This window comes from Leisingera methylohalidivorans DSM 14336, assembly GCF_000511355.1.
Lineage (GTDB): Bacteria > Pseudomonadota > Alphaproteobacteria > Rhodobacterales > Rhodobacteraceae > Leisingera > Leisingera methylohalidivorans.
This window is the reverse complement of the sequence record NC_023135.1, coordinates 1,673,706-1,690,129: the sequence shown is the minus strand read 5'-3', so window position 1 is coordinate 1,690,129 and position 16,424 is coordinate 1,673,706. Positions and strand designations below refer to the sequence as shown.

Genomic DNA, 16,424 nt, shown 5'->3' with positions numbered 1-16,424 from the left:
TGGCCCAGTTCGGAGGAAGTTGAAGTTATGGGTGTAGATAACGCCAATTTGGCCGCTTTGGTAGGGTCCCGGATCTGTCATGATCTGATCAGCCCCGTCGGTGCCATAAACAACGGTTTGGAACTGCTTGGAATGGCGGGCAGCATGTCCGGACCTGAACTGGAACTGATCTCTGACAGTGTGGCCAATGCCAATGCCCGCATCCGTTTTTTCCGTATTGCCTTTGGCGCCGCAGGCGACCAGCAGATGAGCCGGGCCGAATTGGTTTCGGTGCTGGAGGACATCAGCAAGGGCGGCCGGATCAAATACCAATGGTCTCCGCTGGAGGGCTGCACCCGCAGCGAGGCGCGCCTGTCCCTGTTGGCGGCGCTGTGCCTGGAATCCGCCTTGCCCTATGGCGGAACGATCAAGATTTTCTGTGCCGGCGGCAAATGGACGGTGACGGGCGAAGGCCGCAAGCTGAACGTGGATGATGAGCTGTGGGCGCGGGTCAGCGGCGGCAATTCAAGTGCAGAAATCACGCCTGCCTTGGTGCAATTTGCCCTGCTGCCCGAGGCCGCCAAGGAGGCTGACCGCACTGTCCGCCTGGAGCAAAGCCTGGAAAAGATCACGCTGCAGTTCTGATCTGCAGTATCATGCGCAAAGAAACGCCGGGAGTTTTCCCGGCGTTTTGCATTTTTCACCGCTTAAGCCCGGGTGGCCCCGTCGCCGCGCACCAGGTATTTGAAGCTGGTCAGCTGGGTAGCCCCCACCGGGCCGCGCGCATGCATCTTGCCGGTGGCAATACCGATTTCCGCGCCCATGCCGAACTCTCCGCCGTCGGCGAACTGGGTGGAGGCGTTGTGCATCAGGATCGCGCTGTCGAGTTCAGCAAAGAATTTCTGAACTGCGGATTCATCCTCGGTGATGATGCAATCGGTGTGCTGCGAGTGATGTGTGCGGATGTGCTGGATTGCTTCGTCAATGTCTGCGACCTGTTTCGCCGCGATGATGGAATCCAGATATTCCTTGCCCCAATCCTCGTCACTGGCGGTGACCATGCTGTCCGGTCCCGGCAGCCCCGATTCGGCACGGACTTCCACGCCGGCAGATGCCAGCGCCTCCAGTACCGCCTTGCCAAGCGTCGGCGCAATGTCCTGGTGAATCAGCAGGCATTCCGCGGCGCCGCAGATACCGGTGCGGCGGGTCTTGGCGTTCAGCACCACGTCCAGCGCTTTTTGCGGATCGGCGGTCTTATCCAGATAGATGTGCACGATGCCTTCCAGATGGGCAAAGACAGGCACCCGCGCCTCGCGCTGAACCAGGCCGACCAGCCCTTTGCCGCCGCGGGGCACGATGACGTCGACATAATCGGTCATGGTCAGCAGCTGCTGCACCGCCGCCCGGTCGCGGGTCGGCACCAGCTGAACAGCGTCTTCGGGCAGACCGGCGGATTTAAGGCCTTCGGCCAGGCAGGCATGAATGGCCTGGGAGGAATGAAAGCTTTCCGAGCCGCCGCGCAGAATGACGGCATTGCCTGATTTCAGGCACAGCGCGCCGGCGTCCGCCGTCACATTCGGGCGGCTTTCGTAGATCACGCCGATCACCCCCAGCGGCGTGCGCACGCGCTGGATCCTGAGGCCGGTGGGCTGTTCCCACTCCTCCATCACCTCACCTACAGGATCGCGCTGTTCTGCCACCGCGCGCAGACCGTCAACGATGCCTTGGATGCGGGGCTCGTCCAGCATCAGCCGGTCCATCATCGCGCCGGACAGTCCCTTGCCGCGGCCGAACTCCAAGTCCTTGGCGTTCTCAGTAATGATTTCGGCCCGGCGGTTCCAAACCGCTTCGGCGGCAGCGATCAAAGCGGCATGTTTGCGCTCCGCGCTGGCTGTTGCCAGGATTTGCGCCGCTTGCTTTGCACGTTTGCCAAGTTCCGCCATCACAGCGGGGATGTTTTCATTGTCTTTCATGTGTCTCGCGCCCTTGCCGGTCCTTCTGTGGCACGTCGGGTGCCTGCCGGCTGGAATAGAATATCAGATGGTCGGCTCAAAGCGCCATATCATCGCGGTGGATCAATGCGGCGCGGCCGGGATAGCCCAGCGTGGCCTCGATTTCCTGCGATTGGCGCCCTTGGATGGCGCGGGCCTCGTCCGCTGTATAGCGTGACAGTCCCTGCCCCAGTTTGCGCCCGTCTGGGCCAAGGATGGCCAGCGGATCGCCGCGGCCAAAGTCACCCTCCACATGACGTACACCTGCAGGCAGCAGGCTTTTACCGGACATCAGCGCGCGTGCGGCGCCTTCGTCGATTGTCAGAACACCGCGGGTCTTCATCGCGCTGATCCAGCGCTTGCGCGCGGTTTGCGGGTCGCCCTGCCCGGTGAACCAAGTGCACGCCGCGCCATCTTCGAGTGTTTTCAGAGGGTTCAAAGGCGAACCTTCGGTGATCGCCATGGCGCAGCCAGCAGCAGTGGCCATTTTGGCCGCCAGCAATTTGGTGATCATCCCGCCTTTGGACAGGCCAGAGATGCCATCGCCGGCCATCGCCTCAATCTCCGGTGTGATCCGGTCAATCCGGTCATAGCGTTCGGCCGCGGGGTCCAGCGCCGGATTGGCGCTGTAGAAACCGTCAACATCGGACAGGAGGATCAAGGCATCAGCCCCGACCGTTACTGCCACCTGCGCCGCCAGCCGGTCGTTGTCGCCGTAGCGGATTTCATCGGTGGCGATGGTGTCATTCTCGTTGACGATCGGCACCGCGCCCATCCCCAGAAGCGTTTCCAAAGTGGCGCGTGAATTGAGGTAGCGGCGGCGGTTTTCGCTGTCTTCCAGCGTTACCAGAACCTGTGCCGTGGTGATCCGGTGCGGCGCCAACGCCTCCTCATAAGCGCGGGCCAGACGGATCTGGCCAACCGCCGCGGCCGCCTGGGATTGTTCCAGCGGCAGGTCCGCGCGCGGCAGACCCAGCACCCCCCGGCCCAAGGCAATCGAGCCGGAAGACACCAGCACCACGTCGGTGCCGCCCGCCTTCAGCCAGGCGACATCATTGGCCAGGGAATGCAGCCAGCCTGCGCGCAGATCGCCTGTGGCGCGGTCAACCAGCAGCGCCGAGCCGATCTTGACGACAATCCGTTTCGCCGACTTCAGGGCCGCCAAGGCGCTTCCTCCTCGGCGGGTTTCATGCGGACCCGGTCATCGTCGATCTCTGCCCGTACCGCACGGAGCACTTCGTTAAGCCCTTCGCGGCTGACGCCGGACATCATCATCACCGGGCCGCCAACAGCCTGTTCCAGCGCAGCGCGTTTTTCGTCGCGCTCCTCCGGGTCGATCGCATCCACTTTGTTCAGCGCAGTGATCCGGGTCTTGGTGGCGAGAACGCCGCCATAGGCCTCCAGCTCGCCGATGATGGTCTGGTAATCCTCGACCACGGTGTCGGAAGTACCGTCGACCAGATGCAGCAGCACCGCGCAGCGTTCCACATGGCCCAGGAACCGGTCGCCGATCCCTTTGCCTTCATGTGCGCCTGCGATCAGGCCGGGAATGTCGGCAACCACAAATTCGGTGTTGTCGATGCCGACCACGCCGAGGTTCGGGTGCAACGTGGTGAAGGGGTAATCCGCAATCTTGGGGCGCGCGTTGGAGGTTGCCGACAAGAAGGTCGACTTGCCCGCGTTGGGCAGACCCAGGAGACCCGCGTCGGCAATCAGCTTGAGGCGCAGCCAGATGGTGCGCTCGACGCCCTCCTGGCCGGGGTTGGCGCGGCGCGGCGCCTGGTTGGTGGCCGATTTGAAATGCAGGTTGCCAAAGCCGCCATTGCCGCCCTTGGCCAGAAGCACGCGTTCACCAACCACGGTCAGGTCAGCGAGAACGGTTTCCTGGTCCTCGTCCATGATCTCGGTCCCCACGGGGACACGCAGAACAATGTCGTCGCCATCTTTACCGGTGCGCTGGCGGCCCATGCCGGACTGGCCGTTTTTGGCAAAGAAATGCTGCTGATAGCGGAAATCGATGAGGGTGTTCAGCCCGTCGGTCACCTCGGCCCAGACCGAACCGCCTTTGCCGCCATCGCCCCCGTCCGGCCCGCCGTATTCAATATACTTTTCGCGCCGGAAGCTGACACAGCCGTTTCCGCCGGCGCCTGAGCGGATATAGACCTTTGTCAGATCGAGGAATTTCATGACAGCTCCTTAATGCGGCGGGATCCTGTGCCCGCCCGCGCAATACACGTGTCCCGCCAAAGCCCCGGGGCTCTGGCGGGAATGTTTCGTTTGCCTTACCGCAAAGCGCGCGCCGCGCCAATCACAGTTTTCGGCTGTAAGTCCAGGTCGGGACCGAGGCATCGCGGGCGACTGAATAGCTCTCGGCGTCGCCGAGATATTCAAAGCCGCAATGGATCAGCACCCGGGCCGAAGCCGGGTTGTCCTGAAACACCGATGCAAACATCGCCGCGTTGCCTTGCGGATTTGCATCCACCAAAGCCTTGACCGCGGCGGAGGCAAGCCCGGTATTCCAAAACGGCGGTGCGGTCCAGTAAGAGACCTCCGACTGGTTGCGGTCCATCCGCTTGAGTCCGATCACGCCTTTCAGTTCAGCGTCACCTTCGGCGGTGCCATCAATCGCCCAGACATCCTCGTCCCGCTCTTCGGCCATGGCGCGGGCGACAAAGGCCTCGGCGGCGCCCGGCGGCAGCGGATGCGGCACCGAGCGGGTCATGCGGGCAACGCGCGCATCGCTGACGTAGTGTTCAATCAGGCCGGCATCGGATTTTCGCAAGGGCCGCAGAATAAAGCGGTCCGTTTCGATTACCTGCTGGCACACAATCTGTTCCAAGTTCATGGATGTGCTCCTCCTCTGCCAAAGACTTTCTGGCTGTAACAGCCCTTGTTGTTGCGGCGGCCATCTTCAAATGTGCATGCCCTGCCCCGGCGGCAAGGCACAGGCGCTTCAATTGTCGTAAAACTTTCTGTTGGCCGGACGTGAGCGGCACTGCGGCTTTCAGCAGAAATCCCGCCCATGGTCATTCTTGGGAACATCATTTACCCGGACCCTTAAAACAGAAAAGGGGACCGGCCCTGAAGCCGGTCCCTCTAAAGATGTCTTCACCCTTCGGGTCGGCTTACTCAGCGGCCTCCGCCACTGGCAGAACCGATACAAAGGTGCGGCCTTTCAGGCCTTTGCGGAAGGTAACAGCACCTTCGGACGTGGCAAACAGAGTATGGTCTTTGCCAATGCCTACGTTTTCGCCCGGCCAGAACTTGGTGCCGCGCTGACGCACGATGATGTTGCCTGCGATGGCCGCCTGGCCACCGAAGAGTTTCACGCCAAGACGGCGGCCCGCGGAGTCGCGGCCGTTACGTGAGGAACCGCCAGCTTTTTTATGTGCCATTCTCTCTCTCCTTAGCCTTTAGCCAGCTCTTTGGCCTGCTCAACCCACTCGGGCTTCACTTTGACCGCTTCGATAGCAGCAATACCGTCTTCGGACAAGGCTGCGATCTGGGCAAAGCTGGTCAGACCGGCTTCGTTCAGCTTCTTGGCGGCGGCAGGGCCAACGCCGGTCAGCTGGGTCAGGTCGTCCGAACCGGCGGCGTCAGCGGCAGGAGCAGCTTTTGCAGCGGCTTTCGGAGCAGCTTTGGTTGCGCCCGATGCCAGGATCTCGGTGATCCGGACCAGAGTCAGCTTCTGACGGTGGCCCTTGGTGCGCTTGGAGGAGTGCTTCCGGCGGCGCTTGACGAAGTTGATCAGCTTTTCGCCTTTGATCTGATCGATCACTTCCGCCTTGACGGCAGCGCCGTCCACCAGCGGGGCGCCGACAACAGGTGCGTCGCCGCCAAGCATCAGGATTTCGTCGAACTGGATGGTGTCGCCAGCGTCTGCAGCAAGTTTTTCAACGCGGAGGATATCGCCCGCCTGAACCTTGTACTGCTTGCCGCCGGTCTTGAGGACCGCAAACATGTGCGTCATTCCTTTTCTACCCGCGTCCTACGGCCCCCTTGCGGGCGTTCCGGCCAAAGCCGCCTCGAACAGCGCGCCCGTGTGATGGGCGTATTGCAAATAAACCCCGGCGCACGGATTCCGGGCCGGGATGCGGGCTTATGGTTCGGAACTCCTGAGGTGTCAACAGTTTTCCACAACCCGCACCGCAAGTGTGTTGCAGGTTCAGATATCCTGCCCGGGTGTCAGGTCGGCCATCCGGTGCGCCAGCTCTTCAAACCGGTTGGCCGTGATCTCATACTGCACGGCATTCAGCAGTTCATAAACCCGCTGCATCGGCGCCTCTTCCAGGGCTATAACATAGGCCTCAACCTCTGCATCGCTGAATTCCTGGTAGGTATAGGCAGAGGCTGCCAGACTGGAGGCCTGCATGCTGAGGCGCAGTTCGCCCTCCTGCGCCTGCATCAGAGCGCGCAGGCCGTCAGCATCCAGCTCCAGTTCGATTACCCCGGCAGCAGCGGCAGCCATAAGGAAGCGGAACTGAATCTGCTGCAGCGCTTTCACACCTGTTCCAGCGGCATCAATTGCAGATACCATCCGCTGATACATCGCAATCCGTTCACTGCCGGCTTTGACCAGGTCGGAAATAATACGGTTGCCCGCCAATTGCTTCACCGCGTCGTCTTCGACCGTATGCGAGGCGTTTTCCGCACGCACCAGGCGCTGCCCTAAATCGCTGGCGTAAAAGTCTGCCGCATGATCCAGGGCTTCTTCGTCCAGAGTGCTTTCGAGGATCTCCAGCGCCAGGCTGCGCATTTCAGCGGTATCAAAGACATCCTCGGACAATTCGGTCCATTGATTGCCAAAGGCGCCTGCATCCACGCCCAGCATGTCCGGTGCGCTGGACGCAGATAAGGCAATGCTATCGAGTGCAACGTCAAAGCCGGTGACTTCCAGAAACGCCTCGACCCTTTCGCGGTCTGCGGCCAGGCCGGTTTGCGGCAATCCCGCGGCGGCGAAACACAGCAAAGCCAGGAGGCGCAAAAGCACGGCGGGGGGTTTGAGGGTCAACTGCATAATCCAAATTTAGGCAAAAACCCTTGGCAGGCAACGGGAAATCGGCTTTTTTCTCCAAAGCCGCATTTCCCACTTGCGCCAGCCCGGAATCAACCTTAAACGCTGCCCCACCAGACCCCCGCGGAGAGGTGCCGGAGTGGTCGAACGGGGCGGTCTCGAAAACCGTTGAGCCTTCACGGGTTCCCAGGGTTCGAATCCCTGTCTCTCCGCCAATATCCCCCTGAAATCGCTGCAAAATTCGCCCTACTTAGGGCCAAGGAAACCCTTATCTGTTTTCTGTGTTTCGGGCCAGTAGTGTCATACTATGACACCTTTTGTGGCTTCCGGGTATGCCGACTATGCCCCCTTAGGCCGGTATCTATGCCCCTTTTCAAGACTGACAGCCCCCTGAGCATGAAAAAAGGGGACCCCGCAATCGCGGGATCCCCTTTTCATTTCACCGGGCATTTCTTAGCGAAACCCGTTATCGCCATCTGCGGACACTCGAGCCTTCTGTTCCGCGGTAAGATACCTGAGATAGTAGCGCTCTGTGGTCAGCACCGATCCATGGCCGATGTATTTCTGAACGCGATAGATGGACCAACCCTCCTTGAGGCGTTCAATGGCGAACTTGTGCCGAAGATCATGCAGCCGGGCATCGAACCCTGTTTCTTGTCCGTATTCCCAGAAGAGGTTCGACGGGTCCTTATAATAGCCGTGTTCGGTAGAATTCCAGAAAATATAGGGTGAGACATTTGATCGAGGGATCTTCAACAGGATGTCGATTGCTTGTTGCCGCAACTCAATCGCGCGAACCTTCTTCCCTTTCGTATTCCGCAGGATCGCCTGAACGTTCCCTTCAATAGGGTTTTCGAGGCCCGAGATATCGGACCAAGGTAGCATCGCCATCTCAGTAACACGGCCGCCAGTAGCGTCGAGAAATTTGGGAAAGTAATTCAAAGTGCCTGGAGCCCGCGCCGACAGCTTTTGGATGCTGGCTTCCGAAGGCAGAACGATATCGGGCAAGACCTCTTTCATGCCTTGCTTTTCGTAGTTTTGGACCGGGTTTGTTTCAATCCATCCGTCATTCTTGATGGATTTCATGAGATTTGAGAATGCCGTCAGGTCCCTGTTGATGGTAGAGACCGTCACCCCGCTCGCACGTCTGCGTTCGACAAACTCGGAAACAACCGGCGTCGTGACTTCTACCGCCATCAGGTCCTCAATATCGCTTCCGATGTCGGTGCAATACTCGTCTATGGTGCGCAGGATCTGCCGCAGACTGCACTTATACCGTTTCCGCGTTTCGACGCTCCATGAACTACTATCGCTATCCAGCGCGTCATACAATTTGGCCAATCCAGTGCCGAACCGCCAGTCCAGTTCACCGGCCTCTTCCTGCCCTCGCAGCTCGTCTATGCGGCGTTTGGCTTTACTTGCCGCTGCTCTTTTAGAAGTTGTACGAAGCGTTTCCCGGTGGGTGACGCCGTTGATTTTGACCCGGAGCCACCAATACTTGCTGTTGTTCGGCTTGAAGATGTTTTTTGGTTTTTCTTCTTTGTTAGACATTTGCTGCCCTCATTTATCCAAAGTAGGGCCAGGTCGTGATCGAACGTCCAGACACCGCCGAGTTTGACGGCACCTGGGATCTCCTCGTTTGCCGCGTGCTGAGTAATAGCCCTTCGTGACTTGCTACTCAGCCTTGCGACATCCGACGACCTGAGCCTCGGTTTCATCGTTTCGAGGACATTGGCTGCTTCCTCAGAAACCGAAATTTTGGTTTGTTTGGTTTGAATGGTCATCGTGATGCCTCCGGTACGGGTTAGAGCTTGCGTACCCGGGAGCTGTGGTCGGCTCGGAAAAGCCGAAAACTGGTTTGACTGGGGGTTTGATTGCAGAGCGAATAGAGGACGCCCCCTCACTCGTTCGACCCCGCATAGCTCTCTCTGCTTAGTTCCGCTGTGCTTGCCGCTGCCTCCAACAAAGCCAGAAGCAGCAGAAACTTCATTTCACCCAAACCTATCGGCTATTTTCCGCGCCTGCCGGAGATCGAGGACGTGTTGGCGCGCATGCTTGAAGCATTTCCATTGCTCGATGAGATAACGGCCCTCTCGAAGCGTCGGGCAAAGAATATCATCGCCGCTGACATCCAATCGAATGGCCCGGCTGCCATACCCTTCCCGAATGTCATTCACGTGCCGGACAATGGTCTTTTCGAGAATTTCCAGAACAGACACGTCCTGAAAATCGAAGAGGACACCGTCCTCGAGGCGTTCGAGCGTCGGCGCGATCTGGCGGAGCTTCAACTCCGGGATCTCAACTGAAGCTTCTCGCCATTCCGATACGAAGTGCCTCGCATACCGAATGGCTCGAAGAGCAGCCCGCTCCTGAGGAGATTCCGGCTCGCAACCTGTGTCGTATTGCATCTGAACCTCCCTCATGCAGCGATGTCGAAATCGAAGACTGGCAGATCAGACGCAGCATCGATGGCGCGCATGTGATCTTCCAGGCGGTCTGTCAAAAGACAGATCTCCTCAACCATCGGATCCATGGGATCGATTTCTGCGAAGAGCGCGGTTTCGAGGCGCAGCGGGTCACCAACGTATTTCAGGGTGAACAGCTCGTGCAGGGCGACGAGATCGAGACGGGCACGACGGGTCAGTTGCCGGGCCGCTCCCAGATGATCCAGCAGATGTTGAACGCGATTCAGGGCCTTTCCGCCCCCCAAAACGAGGGCAGCATTCTGCAGGCCCTCATTGTTCTCGGAAAGAAAGAGAAAAAGGGCCTGAACGGCAGGTGAAGGGGATGTGTGCATAGCGCAACTCCTTGTTAGTGGTTTGCTGCCGCTCAGGGCAGCTCAAGAAGGGGGCGGAGCGTCGCTGTGTTGTTCCTTTTCATATTTCGAATGACTTTGTTTTCTGCGCGGTCTCAGCCTGAGGACTGTGCGGAAAACAAAGGTCTTCGATCTCTTCGTGATTGCGGTTTCGGCCAGATAATCAAATTCTCCCTTGGCATCATCACCGATGCATGCCTCATTCTCTGCTTTCCCTGATCCCTGCCAGCCATGCCCGGGCAAGTTTGGCGGCATCGTCACTTGCGCGATGTACCGTCGTTTCATTCGCCAGATGGCTGTACACGTCGTGCAGACGTCCTGGAGCAACCTGACCGTCCATTTCCGAAAAGGCCCACCAGACCGCACGATCAAAGTCGTCGAGCGTGATATCCGGTGCTCCACCGATGGATTGCATCAGACGGTCGAGCCAACGCTGATCGAATTCCGGCGCATCGCTGACAACGTGTTTTCCTTGGAGCTTGCCCCGAAGCCACATCGCTACGCTTCCCGCCGTTTCCGCCTCATTCAGGGCACTCCTGGGGATGCCGTGCACCTTCTCGCTTGCCGGATGCCAGTCATCCATCGACCAGGACGGCTCCGGACGGATGAGTTTCGCCTCGACAGCAACCCGACCGTTGTCCACCCAAGCGATACCAACCTCGATGGGCCAGCTTTTGGGCGCCAGACTTGACGCTTCGAAATCAATGAAAACAGGTTCCATGGTTCTTCCTTTTCTCAGGGTTGGAGGACGCTTTTCAGCGCATTCTCACCTCGAGGGATGCGCTGAAAAGCGCGCCTCCAAGCCCGTTTCAGGTGAATTCAAAGAGCTTCAAGCTTACGCCGCCGGCCATATCCTCAAAGGCTTTCTGTCCTTGCAGACGCTGTGCTTTTGCAACCATTTGGTCCTGGTAATCCGCGGCTGTCCGGGGTGATTTCTGGCCGTTGGCCGCCAGGGCCATGTCCGTTCCGGCAGCCCCCAATTCCACACCCAGAAAGGTGTGCAGGATGGTCCGGGCAATATGCTCGCCGGTTCCGAAAACACTGCGCCAGCAATCAGAGATATAGTTGTAGCCCACACCAACCCCGTCGTTTCGAACGAAGAGCGGCCGATTGGACGTCAGGCAGCCGTTGCGCATCTGGTCGAGCCAGGCCGCGTCACACCCCCTGAGGATCAGTGCATCAATGAATACATTCAGCCGGGGATCAATTTCCGCGTCATAAGTCTCATCATCCTTGGACAGGGTGATGTGCAGCTCATATCGCCCTTGCCGCCACGACAGGTGCTCCCCGAATACAAGCCGTGTATCCGCCAAGCGGACCGGCAGTACAGAAAACAGCGCCAAAGCAGCGGCGGTGTTTCTCAACGCCTGGCGCGAGCGTGCGCATGTCAGGCTTTCCGCCTCCTTCAGAAAGTCCTCCGCGCGGCCGATGATCGCTACCGGCGAGTATCCGGTTTTCTGCAGCTTTTCATACTTCTTCTTTGGAGCTTTGCGGGCTTGATCCTCAGCCTTTCGCAGGAGCTGCGACAATAGCTCCTGCGCCTCCTGGTCGGCGCCGACATAACGGGCACATTTCTTCAATGCAGAGAAAGAGGCCAGCTGTGTCGCGGCGGCCAGCCTGCGTCCACGCATGTCGCGGGTGAAGGCCTTCACTGCCTCAACCGAGATTTCCTCCGGCACCCCGGCCTTTCTGGCCGAACAGGCCAGCTGCCTCAGCTTCATTCTGTATGTCGGGATCATTTTGGGAGACGGTGCGATGACACCGTACCCATCAAAGCCTGCCGCCATGTCTGCCAGCGCGCTTTTCCAATGCTCTGGCAATTCCTCCTCCGGAATCGATACCCTGAGCGTGCGCTGCCTTGGCGCCGTGGCCGCCGGTTTCCGGGTTTGCGCCTCTTTCCGGCGGATGGCGTCAGTCAGGACGAGGATGGCGGGCTGGGCCGGGAAGACAGCCTGCATCGCCTTTTTCAAGGCGCGCAAGCGGTTGGCGGACCGATACCCGGCATCGAATGACAGGCAGTCCGAAACAGAAAGTTCCCATATCGAAGCAATCTGCCTGTCTTCAATGAAGGCGAGGAAATCATCGAGGACACGCAATTGCGGCGCGGTCACAGCCCTCATGTTCAGCGTTGCGGCCAAGGGATCCCATCGCGGGTGCTGCAGGATTTCCGGAACGGTCCGGCGATCAGGTTTCTTCATGCCTTCAGCCTCGTCAGATCGAGCACGTATTTCTGCACCTCGGAGCGCTGCACGCGTTTGTTGACCCAGCCATAGTTTTTCCTGGCAGTGCCGACTGTATCATCGAGGAGGCGCTCGAGCAGGTCCCACCTTCCCGGGTTGGCTTCGATCAGCAGCGAGGCCAACCCGTGGCGGAAATTATGCGGAGTCATCGGCAGGCCGGCAGCACGGGTTTCGCGCTTGAACCAGCCGAGAAAGGTCTCGTAGGGAAGATTGCCCTCCGCAATAATCCCCGGGAACAGGAAATCGCTGCTATCCGCACCCGGATACAACGGACGGATCGTTTCCATGTACCATTCGATCACTTCGAGCCCGTTCAGGTTGCCGCGTTCGATCGGCGCCCAAATCTCACTGTCGTTCTTGGTGTGCTCCGGCGACAGCGTGATTGTCGCGTGATCCGTCATCCTGCCCGGCAGATGGAAGGTGATGGTATCGCCGCGGATTGCCAGCGCCAGCGCGTTTTCGATGCGGATCGGTGCGCCGCGGGTTTCGAGAGCGCAGACGGCCGCCACCGAACCGATGGAACGCACCTCCTCGATCTCTCTCGAGGTCATTGCCCGCCCGTCCCCCGTGAAGTTGTTGAGGAGCTCTTGGGCCCGGTTGCGCAGCTGCACGTGCAGGGAAAGGAAGGTCAGGGTCAGTTTCTGCGATCCCAGCAGAGTTTCACAGAATGTTCGCGCGCCGGGTGACATATCGCCTCCCTGCTTCTTGCCCTGTTTCAAAAACCGGTTGTTTGCCAGCTGCGCCTTCATCGCATCCGGGGGCAGGCCGTTGCGCGCCATCACGACGTAGATGGACTTAAGGTAGCCATGTGCCGTCCCGGCGGTGATCTTGCCGGCCCCATCCATGTTGGACGACCACCTGCGCACAACCTGCACTGCATTATCAGGAGAAATAAGTTCCCTCAGCCCAAGGTTGGCCTCCAGACCAGCGCATTCCGACAAAGTGCTGATAAACTTCCGCAGCGCCGCGGTCTTGGATGACTTGTCATTCTCAGAGGTCCCTTCCTCGAAACTATCCTCGACCGGATCGTATTCTCCACGTGTCGCGTTGAGCACCCAGTCATTGATCTCAGCTGCGACGTGAGCCGGAACACCCGGCAGGAGTTTGGCACGCAGAACCGCGGGTTCGGCAAACGGCTCCGGCGGAAGCAGCGGCCGGACCGACGACAGGTACCGGAAATGATTCAGTTGCCGAAAAGCGGATTGCAGGGATTTCCATTCATTTGATCCCAAACGTGGCCGCAGCCCGCACAGCCACTCTTGGGAAATTTGGCTGGGGTCTTTGCCATGCTGCCGGGCAAGATCGGCCAGCTTCCGGATTGGGATCAGCACTTGGTGCGGATACATTGCCTCTTCGGGCATACCGGTGAGCGGCTCCAGAGCATCGATCAGCTCCGCCCAGGCGTCTTGCCGCGCCCGGCGCTCTTGTTCTTCCTGCAGCTGCCCGGTGGCCCCTTTGATGGCGGCGGACACTTTCCGGCGCCAGGCCTTGTAGGCATTCTCGGTCTTGAAATGCCGGGGATCGAAACCGCCCAGCGGAAAGCGTCGCTTAAATTCATCCAGATCGGCCGGAATGTCTTGCAGGTGCCGGTTCTTGTACAACTCACTGCACCGCTTGACCGGGGAGACGTAGTCTCTCTTGTCTTGCGCGATGGTCCAGTCCAGCACGTTCTGGAATGTCATCGGCGCGATGGGTTTGAAAAAGCTCATGAAGGCCTCTTTTCTTGTCCGCTGAATGACAAATTGGCCATTATTCCCCAAACCGAAGCCGAAAATGACAAATAATCCTCCACTTGCCGCTCCCGAAATTTCGGGGGCGTTTGTCATTTTGTCCGCTCGGCCTGTCATCTGTCCGTTGCTCGGCCAATTTCCTGCCCAGGTGTCATTTTCGCGGGAGTGTTGCTGATGAAATGGGCATGGCGGCACCCTGCCGACAGACAAAAGAAAACCTCCTTTCCGGGTGCGGAAAGGAGGTAGGTCCCGGGAGGAGTTTCAGGAAATCCCGGTTCTGGTTCAGCCTGATTTGCGCGGCGCCATGAACAAGGCAGCTGCTGAGGGCGACGGAGACAATGTGACCTCGGCCTCTCTGCGTGCTGCTTTGGGCGCTCCAGTTCTTTTTGCCTGTCCTGGGATGAACGACAGGTTCTTCTGTTCTCGGCTGAAGGGAAGCGGTTCACCCAATATCCAGGATTGAACCTCGCCGGAAAAAAACAGCCGTTTCCGGGGACCAAGGTCGATATACGCCGGAATGGATCTATCCCGGTGTTCACCATTGCTGCGGCGGCGCGTTGTCTTTGCACTCTCTCCCAGCTTTGCGGCCACCTGTTTCAGGTTCAGCAACGGTATTTTGAGATCCTCCAGATTTTCTGCAGTCTTGAGATCAAAACCAAGCGCGCGCCAGATCCTGATCCAAGGATAACCCCCGCCCCGCCTCGGGACACCCATTTCGCTCATGACATCCGGCACAGCAGTGCGCTCTACCTGGAAGAACTTGGCAAGGTCCTTGACCGTCGCCAAGTCCGGCTTTTCAATTTTTCGGTCTGAATGTGACATCTGCCCTCCAATTCTGAAGAGAAGATGGGGGTTAGGTTTGAGATCGAAAAATCGAATTTAGAATATGTCGATGGCCTCCGATTGGGAAGAAAGGGCGTATTTTGTTGAAAAACTCCTCCTTGATTGCGGCCTGAACTACTGATTCAATTCCCGCATTGGGCGGGAGGATTTGCGATGATGGGACCAAGGCAGGAGGCGCAGCCGTCGCTGTTCTACGAGTTCTCGCTGGAAGATCATGTCCCTCAGGATCACCTTCTTCGGTCCATCGACCGCTTCGTCGATTTGACTGACGTCCGCGCCTATCTGGCGGATTTCTACAGCCACACGGGCCGCCCCTCCGTCGATCCCGAGTTGCTGATCCGCATGCTCCTGGTCGGCTATTGCTTCGGCATCCGGTCGGAACGGCGGCTTTGCGAAGAGGTGCATCTGAACCTCGCCTATCGGTGGTTTTGTCGGCTTGATCTGAGCGACCGGGTTCCGGATCACTCGACTTTCTCCAAGAACCGGCACGGGCGCTTCCGTGACAGCGAACTGCTGCGGCACCTGTTCGAGACGACTGTCGCCCGGTGTATCCAAGAAGGTCTGGTGAGCGGACAGCGCATGGCCGTCGATGCCAGCCTGATCGAGGCGGATGCCAACAAGCAGAACTCGACGCCGAAGGAAGAATGGGATGCGGGACAAATCGATCCCGCCGATGCGCCCCGCGCCGTGCGCGAGTATCTCGACACCCTGGACGAGGCCGCTTTTGGCGCCGCCAGCGAGGTGCAACCCAAGTTCACCTCGCATTCTGATCCCGCCAGCCAATGGACAGCGGCCCGTAAAGGCCCTGCATTCTTCAGCTATTCCGACAATTATCTCATCGACACAGATCATGGTGTCATCTTGGATGTGGAACCCACCCGCTCCATCCGGCAAGCAGAGGTCGGGTCAACAAAGACCATGTTGAAGCGGGTCAAAGAGAAGTTCGACCTGCATCCCGAACGCCTGATTGCCGACACGGCCTATGGCACCGGACCGATGCTGGGTTGGCTGGTTGAACGCAAGATTAACCCGCACATCCCCGTCTTCGACAAATCTGGCCGCAGCGACGGCACCTGGAGCCGGGCGGACTTCGAGTGGGACGCCGAGAACGACCAATACGTCTGCCCCGAGGGCCAAGAGCTGAAGCAGTTCCGGCGGAACTATTCCGATCCGAACCGGGGGCCGACCGGACAGGGCAGAACCAAATACCGTGCCCTGAAACTGACCTGCCAGGCCTGCCCGTCCAAGGCGAAATGCTGCCCGAACGCAGATGCCAGATCAATCACCCGCGAAGAACACGAAGACGCCCGCCAGGTCGCCCGAGACATCGCAAAGACCAAGCAATACGACATCTCCATGAAGCTCCGAAAGAAGGTCGAGATGCTCTTCGCGCACCTCAAGCGCATCCTCGGCCTCGGAAGGCTCCGATTACGTGGCCCATGCGGTGCAAATGACGAATTCCTCCTCGCCGCAACCGCCCAAAACATCCGCAAATTGGCCAAGATCTTTCCTGCACCGCAGCAGACGCGCACAGCCTGATAGGAAAGGCGCTTGCGCCCAACTCAAGCAACGAAATTCTGCACCCGCGAACGGGTGTTTTTCCACGGAATCGGCGGACAGCTGCCGTTCGCCGCGTGCCCGCAATCGTCAGGCTTCATCTCGGAAAGCGGACCTTGGGCCCTCCAACCACCAGGGTAAAGCTATCTCAGGCCGGAAGAGTGCAAAAACGAAGTTCGCAGCGAGCACCGGCCATGATGCACTTGTAGTTTATTGTCGCATCCACGCTTGAACCAACGTAGTCTTGGGTCGAAT

General features: G+C 59.0%; 16 protein-coding genes and 1 tRNA gene. 3 read left to right on the top strand and 14 right to left on the bottom strand.

Annotated elements, in window-relative coordinates; all coding sequences use genetic code 11:
* The first annotated feature begins 27 nt into the window (after positions 1 to 27).
* On the top strand, positions 28 to 624 hold the full coding sequence (locus METH_RS08405) for a histidine phosphotransferase family protein (protein ID WP_024090018.1): 597 nt from the start codon (positions 28 to 30) through the stop codon (positions 622 to 624).
* A gap of 62 nt (positions 625 to 686) precedes the next feature.
* Here the strand turns inward: METH_RS08405 and METH_RS08400 are convergent, their stop codons facing one another.
* From METH_RS08400 to METH_RS08370, 7 genes are all read right to left on the bottom strand, one after another.
* The gene (locus tag METH_RS08400; RefSeq protein ID WP_024090017.1) at positions 687 to 1,952 is read right to left on the bottom strand and encodes a glutamate-5-semialdehyde dehydrogenase; all 1,266 of its coding nucleotides are present in this window, start codon (positions 1,950 to 1,952) and stop codon (positions 687 to 689) included.
* 76 nt (positions 1,953 to 2,028) lie between these two features.
* A complete protein-coding gene (gene proB, locus METH_RS08395; protein ID WP_024090016.1) occupies positions 2,029 to 3,135 on the bottom strand; it encodes a glutamate 5-kinase in 1,107 nt (368 codons plus the stop codon).
* Complete coding sequence (gene obgE, locus METH_RS08390; RefSeq protein WP_024090015.1) at positions 3,123 to 4,157, bottom strand: GTPase ObgE; 1,035 nt, start codon at positions 4,155 to 4,157, stop codon at positions 3,123 to 3,125. Before obgE ends, proB begins: the two co-directional genes overlap by 13 nt.
* A 121-nt stretch (positions 4,158 to 4,278) precedes the next feature.
* Positions 4,279 to 4,815: a GNAT family N-acetyltransferase gene (locus METH_RS08385; protein WP_024090014.1), complete on the bottom strand. Its 537-nt coding sequence runs from the start codon at positions 4,813 to 4,815 to the stop codon at positions 4,279 to 4,281.
* Between the two features lie 280 nt (positions 4,816 to 5,095).
* The gene (rpmA, locus tag METH_RS08380) at positions 5,096 to 5,365 is read right to left on the bottom strand and encodes a 50S ribosomal protein L27 (RefSeq protein WP_024090013.1); all 270 of its coding nucleotides are present in this window, start codon (positions 5,363 to 5,365) and stop codon (positions 5,096 to 5,098) included.
* Positions 5,366 to 5,376: 11 nt separating this feature from the next.
* Positions 5,377 to 5,931, bottom strand: coding sequence for a 50S ribosomal protein L21 (gene rplU, locus METH_RS08375; RefSeq protein WP_024090012.1), 555 nt, complete (start codon positions 5,929 to 5,931; stop codon positions 5,377 to 5,379).
* A 204-nt stretch (positions 5,932 to 6,135) separates the two neighbouring features.
* Positions 6,136 to 6,987 carry a DUF2059 domain-containing protein gene (locus tag METH_RS08370; RefSeq protein ID WP_024090011.1) on the bottom strand — a complete coding sequence of 284 codons (852 nt, stop codon included), beginning with the start codon at positions 6,985 to 6,987 and terminating at the stop codon, positions 6,136 to 6,138.
* A 122-nt stretch (positions 6,988 to 7,109) separates the two neighbouring features.
* On the opposite strand from METH_RS08370, the gene METH_RS08365 reads away from it, so the two are divergent.
* Positions 7,110 to 7,199, top strand: a tRNA-Ser gene (locus METH_RS08365).
* Between the two features lie 238 nt (positions 7,200 to 7,437).
* On the opposite strand, the gene METH_RS08360 is transcribed toward METH_RS08365, so the two are convergent.
* The 7 genes from METH_RS08360 to METH_RS08330 form a co-directional block, all read right to left on the bottom strand.
* Positions 7,438 to 8,535: a tyrosine-type recombinase/integrase gene (locus tag METH_RS08360; protein WP_024090010.1), complete on the bottom strand. Its 1,098-nt coding sequence runs from the start codon at positions 8,533 to 8,535 to the stop codon at positions 7,438 to 7,440.
* Positions 8,536 to 8,975: 440 nt separating this feature from the next.
* Entirely contained in the window at positions 8,976 to 9,392 is a 417-nt protein-coding gene (locus METH_RS08355; protein ID WP_156927471.1) for a hypothetical protein, read from the bottom strand.
* An 11-nt stretch (positions 9,393 to 9,403) separates the two neighbouring features.
* Complete coding sequence (locus METH_RS23870) at positions 9,404 to 9,781, bottom strand: hypothetical protein (protein ID WP_024090007.1); 378 nt, start codon at positions 9,779 to 9,781, stop codon at positions 9,404 to 9,406.
* Positions 9,782 to 9,998: 217 nt separating this feature from the next.
* Entirely contained in the window at positions 9,999 to 10,520 is a 522-nt protein-coding gene (locus tag METH_RS22655; RefSeq protein WP_024090006.1) for a 3'-5' exonuclease, read from the bottom strand.
* Between the two features lie 88 nt (positions 10,521 to 10,608).
* On the bottom strand, positions 10,609 to 11,997 hold the full coding sequence (locus METH_RS08340) for a hypothetical protein (protein WP_024090005.1): 1,389 nt from the start codon (positions 11,995 to 11,997) through the stop codon (positions 10,609 to 10,611).
* A complete protein-coding gene (locus tag METH_RS08335; RefSeq protein ID WP_024090004.1) occupies positions 11,994 to 13,748 on the bottom strand; it encodes a site-specific integrase in 1,755 nt (584 codons plus the stop codon). The genes METH_RS08340 and METH_RS08335 overlap by 4 nt, the downstream gene beginning before the upstream one ends.
* Positions 13,749 to 14,051: 303 nt before the next feature.
* Positions 14,052 to 14,591: a helix-turn-helix transcriptional regulator gene (locus METH_RS08330; RefSeq protein WP_024090003.1), complete on the bottom strand. Its 540-nt coding sequence runs from the start codon at positions 14,589 to 14,591 to the stop codon at positions 14,052 to 14,054.
* A gap of 174 nt (positions 14,592 to 14,765) precedes the next feature.
* On the opposite strand from METH_RS08330, the gene METH_RS08325 reads away from it, so the two are divergent.
* The gene (locus tag METH_RS08325; RefSeq protein ID WP_024089601.1) at positions 14,766 to 16,151 is read left to right on the top strand and encodes an IS1182 family transposase; all 1,386 of its coding nucleotides are present in this window, start codon (positions 14,766 to 14,768) and stop codon (positions 16,149 to 16,151) included.
* Positions 16,152 to 16,424 lie beyond the last annotated feature (273 nt).